This window comes from uncultured Jatrophihabitans sp. (genome assembly GCF_964246335.1).
In the GTDB taxonomy this organism is placed as follows: Bacteria; Actinomycetota; Actinomycetes; order Mycobacteriales; family Jatrophihabitantaceae; genus Jatrophihabitans.
Genome location: NZ_CAXTQF010000089.1, coordinates 1 through 11,566, shown reverse-complemented (window position 1 = coordinate 11,566; position 11,566 = coordinate 1). Strand labels below are relative to the sequence as shown.

Here is an 11,566-nt window from a genome sequence, read left to right as displayed (position 1 = left end):
GCGCGGGTGCGCCCGCTGCAGGTCGCCGGCGCGTTCCACACCCGCTTCATGGCACCGGCCGAGGCCGCGCTCGCCGACTACGCGCGCGACGTCGCCTTCGCCGACCCGCGGCCCATCCTGCTGTCCAACGCCGACGGCGCCGCCGTGGTCGAGGCCGCGGACCTGCGCGCCCGGCTCGTGCGGCAGGTGACGGTGCCGGTGCGCTGGGACCTGTGCCTGCAGTCGTGCCGGGACCTCGGCGTGACGGCCGTCGTGGAGCTCGCTCCCGGCGGCGTGCTCGCCGGCATCGCCAAGCGGGAACTCCCCGGGGCCGAGATCGTCGCGATCAAGGGCCCGGACGATCTCGACCGCGCCCGTGCGCTCGTCGCCAGCCGCCCGCAGCACGGCCAGGGCGAGCACACCCCGGACTTCCGCATCGTCGTCACCCCGGCCAAGGGGGTGTTCGTCCGCGCCGACACGCTCGACGAGGGCGGCGCGGTCGAACGCGGCGCGCGGATCGGCACCGTGCGCACCAACCGCGACGAGCACGCCATCGTGTCGCCGTTGGCCGGTGTACTCGCCGAGTGGTTGCGCCACGACGGCGACATCGTGGCCGCCGGGCTGCCGGTCGCGCGGCTCGCCGCTGCCGGATCGGAGGCATGACGTGAACGCCCCCCTCACGCTCGCGAGCACCGAGGCGGTGCCGGGCACCCGCATCCTCGGCCTCGGGCACTACCGGCCGTCGAACGTCGTCACCAACCTCGACCTCATCGCCCAGGGTGTCGACACCGACGACGAGTGGATCAAGACCCGGGTCGGCATCGCCGAGCGGCGCTGGGCCGACGCCGACGAGACCGTCGTCGACATGGCCGAACAGGCCGGCAGCAAGGCCCTCGCCGCGGCGGGGGTATCGACCGCCGACGTCGACCTCGTCATCGTCGCCACCTGCACCATGCCGACGCCGGTCCCCGCCGCGGCCCCCCAACTCGCCGCCCGGCTCGGCATCGACGCACCGGGCGCCTACGACGTCAATTCCGGCTGCTCCGGCTTCATGTACGCGCTCAACGCGGCGTCCGCCGCGGTCCGCGTCGGACAGGCCCGCAACGCGCTCGTCGTCGCGGCCGAGCGGTTCTCCGGCTGGCTGGACATGACCGACCGCGGCACCTGCATCATCCTGGGTGACGGCGCCGGCGCGGCGGTGGTCGGCGCGTCGGACACCCCGACCTTCGGCCCGGTCGTCTGGGGCAGCGACGGCGAGCAGTTCGACACGGTCGCCATCGACGAGCGCACGCACACGTTCCGCCAGGAGGGCCAGACGGTCTACCGCTGGGCCACCGGCCAGATGGCGCCGATCGCGCTGGAGGCGTGCGAGCGCGCCGGGGTCGATCCCGCCGACATCGTGGCGTTCGTCCCGCACCAGGCCAACCTGCGGATCATCGACGCGCTCGTCCGGCGCATCGGCCTGCCCAACGCCGTGATCGCCCGCGACATCATCACGTCGGGTAATACGTCAGCAGCGACCATCCCGCTCGCGCTCTCGCGGATGGTCGAGGCGGGCGAGATCCCCTCCGCCGCGCCGGTGCTGCTGCTCGGCTTCGGCTCCGGTCTGGCCTACGCCGGCCAGGTCGTTCTCTCCCCCTGATTCGCACCGCCCGCGGGCCCACCCGGTCCCGCACCACACACCGAAAGGATCACCACACCGTGGCCGACGACACCATCCTGCAAGAGCTCGCGTCGATCTTGAACGAGGTCGCCGACGTGGACCCGAAGGACGTCACGCCGGAGAAGAGCTTCGTCGACGACCTCGATGTCGACTCGCTGTCGATGGTCGAGGTCGCGATGGCCGTCGAGGAGAAGTTCGGCGCGACGATCCCGGACGAGCAGCTGTCCGAGCTGAAGACCGTCGGCGACGCCGTGACCTACATCGAGCAGCACAAGAGCTGACCGGACTTCATGACTACTGCTGCCACGCCTTCCGGGGCGGACGACATCGTCGTCACCGGCCTCGGAGCCACTACTCCGCTGGGCGGTGACGTCGCGAGTTTCTGGTCGGCGCTGCTCGACGGACGCTCCGGCGTCGTCGCGCTGACCGACGACTGGGCCGAGCAGTTGCCGGTGCGCATCGCGGCGCGGATGGTCACCGATCCGGCCGAGGTGTTGCCGCGCAAGCAGGCCCGCCGCCTCGACCGCAGCGAGCAGGCGGCGCTGGTGGCGGCCAACGAGGCGTGGGCCGACGCCGGCTTCGAGGGCACGGCGCGCGACGCCGGCCTGGATCCGACGCGGGTCGCGGTGGTCATCGGCACCGGTATCGGCGGCGTGACGTCGCTGCTCGCGCAGTACGACCTGATGCACGACAAAGGCCCGTCGCGCGTATCGCCGCTGCTCATCCCGATGAACATGCCGAACGGCTCGGCGGCCTACGTCGGTCTGGAGGTCGGCGCGCAGGCCGGGGTGCACACCACGGTCAGCGCGTGCGCGTCCGGGTCCGAGGCGGTCGCCTACGGCCTGGACCTGCTGCAGCTCGATCGCGCCGACGTCGTCGTGGTCGGCGGCACCGAGGCGTGCATCCACCCGCTGAACATCGCGGGCTTCGCGCAGATGCGCGCGATGAGCACCCGCAACGACGAACCCGCGCGGGCGTCCCGGCCGTGGGACAAGGGCCGCGACGGGTTCGTGCTCGGCGAGGGCGCGGGCGTGCTGGTGCTCGAGCGTGCCGCGTCGGCGGCCGCCCGTGGCCGTACCCCCTACGCCGTGCTCGCCGGCGCCGGCATCACCTCGGACGCGTACGACATCGTGCAGCCGGACCGGTCCGGGCAGATCCGCGCGCTCGAGCTCGCCGTCCAGCGGGCCGGCATCACCAAGGACGACGTCGTGCACGTCAATGCGCACGCGACGTCGACGCCGGTCGGCGACATGGGCGAGGCGGGCGCGGTTGCGCAGCTGTTCGGCGAGGACACCGTCGTCACCGCCACGAAGTCCATGACCGGCCACCTGCTAGGCGCCGCAGGCGCGATCGAGTCCGTGGCCACGGTGCTGTCGGTGCACCACGACGTCGTGCCGCCGACGATCAACCTCGACGACCCCGACGACGAGCTGCGCGTCGACGTCCCCCGCGAGAAGCGGGAGATGCCGGTCACCGTCGCGATCAACGACTCGTTCGGCTTCGGCGGTCACAACGCGTCTCTGGTGTTCCGGAAGGCCTGACTGACATGACCGCGCTCGCCCCCACTCCGCAGATACCCCCAGAGATCGATCCGCGCGATCCCGTCCTGCGGCTGGAGAAGCTCTTCGACGCGGGCACTGTGGAGCTGCTGCGCCCGCGCGACACCAGCGGCGTGGTGTACGCACGCGGGCAGGTCAACGGCGCGAGCGCGCTCGCCTACTGCTCCGACGCCACGGTCATGGGTGGCGCGATGGGTGTCGAAGGCTGCCGGCACATCGTCGACGCCATCGACCTCGCAGTGCGCGAGCGCGTGCCGGTGATCGGCCTGTGGCACTCCGGCGGTGCGCGGCTCGCGGAGGGCGTCGTCGCGCTGCACGCCGTCGGCGAGGTCTTCCAGGCGATGATCCGCGCGTCAGGGCGCGTGCCGCAGATCTCGGTGGTGCTCGGCCCCGCCGCCGGCGGCGCGGCATACGGCCCGGCGCTCACCGACGTCGTGATCATGTCGACCGGCGGGCGGGTGTTCGTCACCGGTCCGGACGTCGTGCGCTCGGTCACCGGCGAGAACGTCGACATGGAATCGCTCGGCGGCCCGGACACGCACGGCCGGCGCAGCGGCGTGGTGCATGTCGTCACCGACGACGAAGACGGCGCGCTCGCTGCGGCGCAGTCGGTCACCTCACTGCTCGCCCGGCAGGGCGCGTTCGACCTCTCGCAGCTCGGTCCGGCGTTCGACGTCAGCTCGTTGCTGCCGGACAACCCGAAGCGCGCCTACGACGTGCACCCCGTCATCGCGTCGGTGCTCGACGAGGGCGGCTTCATCGAGCTGCATGCGCGGTGGGCGCCGAACATCGTCACCGGCTTCGGCCGGCTGACCGGGCGCACCGTCGGCGTGATCGCCAACAACCCGCTGCGTCTCGGCGGCTGCCTCGACTCGCCGTCGGCGGAGAAGGCAGCGCGGTTCGTGCGCATGTGCGACGCGTTCGGCGTGCCGCTGGTCGTGCTCGTCGATGTGCCCGGTTACCTGCCCGGCGTCGGCCAGGAGTGGGACGGCATCGTGCGGCGCGGCGCCAAGCTGCTGCACGCGTTCGGCGAGTCCGTCGTGCCGCGGGTGACCCTGGTGACGCGCAAGACGTACGGCGGTGCGTACATCGCCATGAACTCGCGCGCGCTCGGCGCGACGAAGGTCTTTGCGTGGCCCGGTGCCGAAGTGGCGGTGATGGGCGCGTCGGCCGCCGTCGGCATCCTGCATCGCAAGAAGCTCGCCGCTGCGCCGCCCGGCGAGCGCGAGGCATTGCACGCGCAGCTGGCCGAGGAGCACGAGCGGATCGCCGGCGGCGTCGCGCGGGCCATGGAGATCGGTGTGGTCGACGAGCTGCTCGAGCCACCGCAGACCCGGCGTGCGTTGGCCGAGGCGCTGGCCGAGGCACCCCCCGGTCGGGGAGCCCACGGCAACATCCCGCTGTAGCCGCTACACCACCTGGTGCAGCAGCGTCACGGGGGCGCCGTCGCCGCCGACGCGGTAGGGCTCGAGCTCGGCGTCCCACGCCGTGCCGAGGAGTTCGGCAATGCCGTGCTGAAGTTCGTCCGCGGTGCGCGCCCGAGCGGCGAGTCCACGCAGCCGCTCCTCGCCCACGACGACGTCGCCATTGGCGGCGATCATGCTGCGATGAAAACCGCGGCCGGGCACGTACGCGAGCCGCTCGCCGTCACTGGCCCAGGTGCCCTCTTCGGTGATCTCGAAGACCAGCATCGGCCAGGCTCGCAGTGCCGCCGACAAGCGCGCCGCGCTGCCGATCGGTCCCATCCAGGCGGCTTCCGCACGCAGGTGCGACGGTGCGACCGGCTGCGCGGACCACTCCAGCCGCGCGGGCCGGCCGAGCACGCCGGCCAGCGCCCATTCCACGTGCGGAGCGATGGCGGACGGCACGCAGTGCAGGTAGACGACCCCGCGGGTCGCGGGCACAGCGCGACCCGCCCCTGACCCGGCAGAACCGGTGCGGGCATTGGTCATTGCACACCTCCGTGAACTCGACGGCGACGCCTTCCCCAGCGATCCGTCCGTGTCCGTCAGAGACGTGTGAGTTCATTGTGACGCATGGGACCCCTGTTGCGCCAGTGGAGAGTGCGAAACGGCCAGGGACGACAGGAATGCGCCGAGTGGCGCCTCGACCTTCACCGCTGCGAGGTCGTCCGCGCGGGTCGGGCCCTGATTGACGATCGCGACGGGGATGTCGCACGCGGCAGCGCGCCGCACGAAACGCAGCCCGGACATCACCGTCAACGACGACCCGAGCACGAGCAGGCTCGACGCGTCCTCGACCAGCGCGAAGCACGCGTCCACCCGTGGCCGCGGCACGCTCTCGCCGAAGAACACGACATCCGGCTTGATCAGGTCCGAGCCGCAGAACAAACAGCTCACCGGCACGAATTCGTCGAGTCGGTCGTCGGACACCTCGGCGTCGCCGTCCGGGTTGACGACGAGCACAGCCGCGTCGAATCCCGGGTTGGCGGCGCGCAGTCGCGCGTCGACGTCGGAGCGCGTCTCGCGGCGACCGCACTCGAGGCAGACGATGCGATCGAGGCCGCCGTGCAGCTCGATGACGTCCTGCGCGCCCGCCGCCTGGTGCAGCCCGTCCACGTTCTGCGTGATGATCGCGTCGACCGAGCCGTCGCGCTGTAGCGAGGTCACGGCGCGATGCCCGTCGTTCGGCTGCGCATCGGCGATCTGGCGCCAGCCCAGGTAACTGCGCGCCCAGTACCGGCGCCGCGCCTGCGGCGAACCGGTGAACGCCTGGTAGGTCATCGGCGCATGCCGACGTTGCGTACCGGTCGGCCCCCGGTAGTCGGGAATGCCGGATTCGGTGGACAGCCCAGCCCCGCTGAGCACCAGGACACCGCCCGCGCGCAGCAGCTCACGCACTCCCGGGTGCACGCTCATTCGTCGGCGAGCGCCCGGCCATAGCGCTGCTGGACGCGCCGACGCATCGATTCGTCGTCCCGCGACGCCGGCTGGATGAAGATCTCGTCGAGCGACGGCCACTTCTCGCGCATCTGCGCGTCCAGCCGCACGCACGCCTCCTCGACGTCGCCGGCCGAGGTCGAATTCACGAAGTCAGCTCGTGCGCACAGCAAGATGCTGTCCGTGCCGGTGCGCATCGTCAGCAGGTCCACGACGTCGACGATCTCCTTCTGCTCCTCCAGCCACAGTTCGATCTCGCGGATGAGCCGCGGGTCCGCCTGCTTGCCGATCAGCAGGTCCTCATTGGCCCGGGCCAGCACGAAGGCAACTTGCAACAGCAGTACCGCGATGACCAGCGACGCGGCGCCGTCCCATGCCTGGTTCCCCGTGACCTGGTGCAGCGCGACGCCGATCGCGGCCACCGCCAGCCCGATGATCGCGGCACTGTCTTCGAGCAACACGCTGTTGATGGTGGGGTCGCGCGGCGTGCGCAGGTACGAACGCACGGAGCGTTGGAGCTTCTTGGTCTCCCCCTGCATCGCCTTGACGGCCTGGCGCAGCGACGTGCCCTCGAGGATCGCGGAGAAGGCCAGCACCGGGTAGTTGATCCAGAGCAGCTTGTCGGTCTCCTGCGCGCCGAAGATGGCGTGCAGACCCTCGTACAGCGAGAACGCCGCACCGGACACCAGGATCGCGACGGCCGCGGTCAACGACCAGAAGTAGCGCTCCTTGCCGTAGCCGAACGGGTGCGAGCGGTCGGCCGGTCTCATCGACCGGCGCTGAGCGACCAGCAGCAACACCTCGGTGGTGCAGTCACCTGCGGAGTGCGCGGCCTCGGACAGCAGGGCCGCCGATCCGCTGATCAACCCGGCAGCGAGCTTGAGGATGCCGACGCCGACGTTGGCCCCGAGCGCGAGCAGCACGGTGAGGTAGCTCTCACCCTCGGCGTTCGCCGCCGCGACAGGGGTCTCGAGCGCCGGCGGTGTAGCGCGGTCTTTACCTTCGTCGGCGGCCTCGCGCGCGACGTCGACCTCGTCGATGGTGTCCGGAGCGGGGCCCTCCTGCGCGTCGTCCTGGACAACCCGCTCGCTTTCCGTCACGTTCGCCAGCGTATCCGCGGGTCGTGACGGCCTACCGCGACGCGTGTGCCGGCCCACCCGACGTCGGCGGAATTGGCGTGGCGGCGGGCGGTGTTGGTTAGGTTGGCTGCGACAGTCGCAAGGACGGGTCGCACAGGCTACGCAACGCGCGTGCCTGGGACGGCGTGGAAGGGTTTCGTAGATGAGCGTGGCTTACGAGCTGTCACACCTCGACAAGCTCGAGTCCGAAGCCGTCCACATCATTCGTGAGGTCGCCGCGACGAGCGAGAAACCCGCGATGTTGTTCTCCGGCGGCAAGGACTCCGTGGTCATGCTGCACCTGGCCGTCAAGGCGTTCTGGCCCGCACCCGTGCCGTTCCCCGTCATGCACGTCGACACCGGGCAGAACTTCGACGAGGTCCTCGCGTTCCGCGACCGCACCGTCGAGCGCTACGGCCTGCGGCTGATCGTCGCGAGCGTCCAGGACGACATCGATGCGCGCCGGGCACACGAAGACTTCCCCGGCGCGCCACGCAACAAGCTGCAGACGGTGACGTTGCTGCGCGGTATCAGCGAGAACCGTTTCGGCGCCGTGTTCGGCGGCGCACGCCGCGACGAGGAGAAGGCGCGCGCCAAGGAACGGGTCTTTAGCTTCCGCGACGAGTTCGGCCAGTGGGATCCGCGCAACCAGCGTCCGGAGCTGTGGAACCTGTACAACGGGCGGCACCGCAAGGGCGAGAACATCCGCGTCTTCCCGCTGTCCAACTGGACCGAGCTCGACATCTGGTCCTACATCGAGTCCGAACAGATCGAGCTGCCCGAGCTGTACTACGCGCACAAGCGCGAGGTCGTCGAGCGCGACGGCATGCTGCTGGCCGTCAACCGGTTCATCTCGCCCACCGCCGACGAGACGTCGTACAACGCGACGGTGCGCTTCCGCACCATCGGTGACGCCACGTGCACCGGGTGCGTCGAGTCCCCCGCGGCCACCGCCGCCGACGTCGTGGCCGAGGTCGCTGCCGCACGCCTCACCGAGCGCGGCGCCACCCGAGCCGACGACCGCATCTCCGAAGCCGGCATGGAAGACCGCAAGAAGGAGGGTTACTTCTAGTCATGAGTGCCCTGCTTCGCATCGCAACTGCCGGTTCCGTCGACGACGGCAAGTCGACGCTGATCGGTCGCCTGCTCTACGACTCGAAGGCGATCTTCGAGGATCAGCTGTCCTCCGTCGAGGCCACCAGCCGCTCGCGCGGATCCGAGACCCCGGACCTCGCGTTGCTGACCGACGGCCTGCGCGCCGAACGCGAGCAGGGCATCACCATCGATGTCGCCTACCGCTACTTCGCGACGCCGAAGCGCAAGTTCATCATCGCGGACACTCCGGGCCACACGCAGTACACGCGCAACATGGTCACCGGGGCGTCCACCGCCGACGCCGCACTGATCCTCGTCGACGCGCGCAACGGCGTGCTGGAGCAGTCGCGCCGACACGCGTTCCTGGCCAGCCTGCTCGGCATCCCGCACCTGATCGTGTGCATCAACAAGATGGATCTCGTCGAGTACTCGCAGGAGCGTTTCGACGAGATCCGCGAGGACTTCCGCCGGTTCGCCGCGAAGCTCGAGATCGGCGACCTCGCCTTCATCCCGGTGTCGGCACTGACCGGTGACAACGTGGTGCAGCGCAGTCAGGCGATGCCGTGGTACGAGGGCTCGTCGCTGCTGCACTACCTGGAGGACCTGCACATCGAGTCCGACCGCAACCTCATCGACCTGCGGCTGCCGGTGCAGTACGTCATCCGGCCGCACCAGTCGTCGGACGCGTCGCTGCACGACTTCCGCGGCTACGCCGGAACGATGGCCGGCGGCACGATCCGCCCGGGCGACGAGGTCACCGTCCTGCCGTCCGGGTTCTCCACGAAGGTGTCGGCGGTGTGGGCGCCGGGCGGTCGCAAGCTCGACGAGGCGTTCGTGGAGCAGGCGGTGACCGTCGAGCTCGCCGACGACATCGACATCAGCCGCGGCGATCTCATCTGCCGCCCGCTCAACCGGCCGCACATCGGTCAGGACGTCGACGCGATGATCAGTTGGCTGTCCGCGGACGCCGTGCTGAAGCCGGACGCCCGCTACACGATCCAGCACACGACCCGCTCCACCCGAGCCGTGGTGCGCGACCTCGATTACCGCCTCGACATCAACACGCTGCACCGCGACGAGACCGCCGACCACCTTGCGCTGAACGAGATCGGCCGGCTGCAACTACGCACGCAGCAGCCGCTGCTCTTCGACGCGTACCGGCGCAGCCGCGACACGGGCAGCTTCATCCTGATCGACGAGGCCACGAACAACACCGTCGCCGCCGGCATGATCATCGGGCCGACGCAGCACGATTCGCACGTCGTGTGGCACCACGGCTCGGTGCAGCGTTCGGAGCGCGCCACGCAGGGCATGACGGTGTGGCTCACCGGGCTGTCCGGGTCGGGCAAGTCCACCGTCGCGGCCGAACTCGAACGCCGGCTGGTCGCGTCGGGGCGCCCCGCCTACCTGCTCGACGGCGACAACCTGCGCCACGGGCTGAACGCCGATCTCGGCTTCTCCGCCGACGACCGCGCAGAGAACGTGCGTCGTGTCGGCGAGGTCGCCAAGCTGCTCGGTGACGCCGGCGTGGTCGCCATCGTGTCGCTCGTCAGTCCGTACACGGCTGACCGCGATCGGGTGCGGGCGTCGCACGTCGACGCGTCCGTCCCGTTCGTCGAGGTCTTCGTCGACACCCCGCTCGAGGTGTGCGAGGCCCGCGACCCGAAGGGCATGTACGCCAAGGCACGTGCCGGGGAGATCGCCAACTTCACCGGTGTCGATGATCCCTACGAAGCGCCCGAGACACCGGAGCTGCGGTTGCGCCCGGACGACGGCGACGCCAAGGCGCAGGCGACCCGAGTTCTCGACATGATCGAGCGGATGTCGTGACGTCCCTGCTCTCCGACGCGCGACTGGCGGCCGAGGTGGCGTACCTGTCCGGAGAGCTGCTGCTGACCCTGCGCGCCGCGAGCGGGCTGACCGGCAAGGAGCTCGGCAAGCGCGGCGACGCGGATTCCAATGTCCTGCTGCTGCGCGAACTCGCCGACGCGCGGCCCGGCGACGCGGTGCTGTCCGAGGAGTCGGCCGACTCGCCGGAGCGGTTGTCCGCGGATCGCGTCTGGATCATCGACCCGCTCGACGGCACGCGTGAGTACGGCATGCCCGGACGCGACGACTGGGCGGTGCATGTCGCGCTGTGGCAGGCCGGCCGGGGCATCACCGATGCCGCCGTGGCGCAACCCGCGCTGGACGCCGTCTACTCGACCGGACTCGCCGTGCTCGGCGACCGCAAACACTCCCGGCGCCGCTTTCTCGTCAGCGACAGCCGGCCGCCGGAGTTCGCGGCGCCGGTGGCCACCGCGCTCGACGCCGAGCTCGTCACGATGGGCTCGGCCGGGGCAAAGGCGATGGCCGTGTTACGCGGCGACGCGGATGCCTACCTGCACGCCGGCGGGCAATGGGAGTGGGACTCGGCCGCGCCGGTCGGCGTGTGCGCAACCGCCGGCCTGCACACGTCGCGCATCGACGGCTCGCCGCTCGAGTACAACGCGGCGCACCCTTATCTGCCCGACCTGCTCATCTGTCGGCAGGAGCTGGCCGAACCGTTGCTCGAAGCGATCGCCGCCGCCGGCTGAGCACGAGTGCCCGACGCCATGCACTCGACGAACATTGCTCCGGATGGGTCGATCCACTTCGCCGGATTCCGGCTCGAGGCGAGCTGGCCGTCGCTGACCGATCTCGCTGCCGAATTCTGGCGATACACGAGGCTGTCTGATCGCGAGAAGGACCAAGACGATGAGATGCAGGCGTACTGCTGTGTTTCAGATCTGGTTGACGAATTCCCGTGGCCGCGTGCGCTCGAGCTCATTAGCGAGTTGATCAACCTCGCCGAGGACGACGACGAAATCTGCTATATCGCGGCGGGACCGCTTGAAGACTTAGTCCGAGCGAGCCAGGCACTTCAGTTGGTCAGTCAGATCGAGGTGCGAGCCCGTCGTGATCCGAGATTCCGGCGGGCGGTGGCCGGTGTCTGGCTGGACCGGTCGACCCATGAAGAGGTGAACAAGCGGCTCGCATTGTTCGGTGCTCGGTTTCCAGATGGGTCGAAGCCGGGCTGACGGTAGAGCCGGTTTTGTCGGTGGTCGATTCTAGAATCGAACACATGACGCAGGCGGTGTGGGACTTCACTTCGGTGGGTCAGGCGCGCCGGTTGAAAGTGCTGGCGGCGATCCGGCGGCGGCGGTGTGAGTTGGACGCGGTGGAGATCGACGTGCTGGCCGCGATGGCCGCCGACCCGGACCCCTACCGCGA

11 protein-coding genes and 1 pseudogene are annotated in these 11,566 nt (G+C 70.2%); 9 read left to right on the top strand and 3 right to left on the bottom strand.

Annotated features, from left to right (window positions below):
* The 5 genes and pseudogenes from ACFFCN_RS17410 to ACFFCN_RS17390 form a co-directional block, all read left to right on the top strand.
* Positions 1–642: pseudogene (locus tag ACFFCN_RS17410) on the top strand (ACP S-malonyltransferase); the annotation flags it as partial.
* 1 nt (position 643) lies between these two features.
* Entirely contained in the window at positions 644–1,621 is a 978-nt protein-coding gene (locus tag ACFFCN_RS17405) for a beta-ketoacyl-ACP synthase III (RefSeq protein ID WP_375493700.1), read from the top strand.
* Between the two features lie 59 nt (positions 1,622–1,680).
* Complete coding sequence (locus tag ACFFCN_RS17400) at positions 1,681–1,923, top strand: acyl carrier protein (protein ID WP_375493699.1); 243 nt, start codon at positions 1,681–1,683, stop codon at positions 1,921–1,923.
* A gap of 9 nt (positions 1,924–1,932) precedes the next feature.
* Positions 1,933–3,183, top strand: a complete 1,251-nt coding sequence (locus ACFFCN_RS17395) for a beta-ketoacyl-[acyl-carrier-protein] synthase family protein (RefSeq protein ID WP_375493697.1) — start codon at positions 1,933–1,935, stop codon at positions 3,181–3,183.
* A gap of 5 nt (positions 3,184–3,188) precedes the next feature.
* Positions 3,189–4,607: an acyl-CoA carboxylase subunit beta gene (locus ACFFCN_RS17390; RefSeq protein ID WP_375493695.1), complete on the top strand. Its 1,419-nt coding sequence runs from the start codon at positions 3,189–3,191 to the stop codon at positions 4,605–4,607.
* A 3-nt stretch (positions 4,608–4,610) separates the two neighbouring features.
* Here ACFFCN_RS17390 and ACFFCN_RS17385 read toward each other — a convergent pair whose 3' ends face one another.
* From ACFFCN_RS17385 to ACFFCN_RS17375, 3 genes are all read right to left on the bottom strand, one after another.
* The gene (locus tag ACFFCN_RS17385; RefSeq protein ID WP_375493693.1) at positions 4,611–5,105 is read right to left on the bottom strand and encodes a DUF3145 family protein; all 495 of its coding nucleotides are present in this window, start codon (positions 5,103–5,105) and stop codon (positions 4,611–4,613) included.
* A gap of 120 nt (positions 5,106–5,225) precedes the next feature.
* Positions 5,226–6,080, bottom strand: a complete 855-nt coding sequence (locus tag ACFFCN_RS17380) for an NAD-dependent protein deacetylase (RefSeq protein ID WP_375493692.1) — start codon at positions 6,078–6,080, stop codon at positions 5,226–5,228.
* Positions 6,077–7,201 carry a cation diffusion facilitator family transporter gene (locus ACFFCN_RS17375; protein ID WP_375493691.1) on the bottom strand — a complete coding sequence of 375 codons (1,125 nt, stop codon included), beginning with the start codon at positions 7,199–7,201 and terminating at the stop codon, positions 6,077–6,079. The genes ACFFCN_RS17380 and ACFFCN_RS17375 overlap by 4 nt, the downstream gene beginning before the upstream one ends.
* A gap of 181 nt (positions 7,202–7,382) precedes the next feature.
* On the opposite strand from ACFFCN_RS17375, the gene cysD reads away from it, so the two are divergent.
* The 4 genes from cysD to ACFFCN_RS17355 are packed head-to-tail and all read left to right on the top strand — an operon-like array spanning position 7,383 to position 11,373.
* Positions 7,383–8,291: a sulfate adenylyltransferase subunit CysD gene (gene cysD / locus ACFFCN_RS17370; protein WP_375493689.1), complete on the top strand. Its 909-nt coding sequence runs from the start codon at positions 7,383–7,385 to the stop codon at positions 8,289–8,291.
* 2 nt (positions 8,292–8,293) lie between these two features.
* Entirely contained in the window at positions 8,294–10,144 is a 1,851-nt protein-coding gene (gene cysC / locus ACFFCN_RS17365; protein ID WP_375493687.1) for an adenylyl-sulfate kinase, read from the top strand.
* Complete coding sequence (locus ACFFCN_RS17360) at positions 10,141–10,890, top strand: 3'(2'),5'-bisphosphate nucleotidase CysQ (protein WP_375493686.1); 750 nt, start codon at positions 10,141–10,143, stop codon at positions 10,888–10,890. Before cysC ends, ACFFCN_RS17360 begins: the two co-directional genes overlap by 4 nt.
* Before the next feature lie 6 nt (positions 10,891–10,896).
* Positions 10,897–11,373: a DUF6869 domain-containing protein gene (locus tag ACFFCN_RS17355; protein WP_375493684.1), complete on the top strand. Its 477-nt coding sequence runs from the start codon at positions 10,897–10,899 to the stop codon at positions 11,371–11,373.
* Positions 11,374–11,566 lie beyond the last annotated feature (193 nt).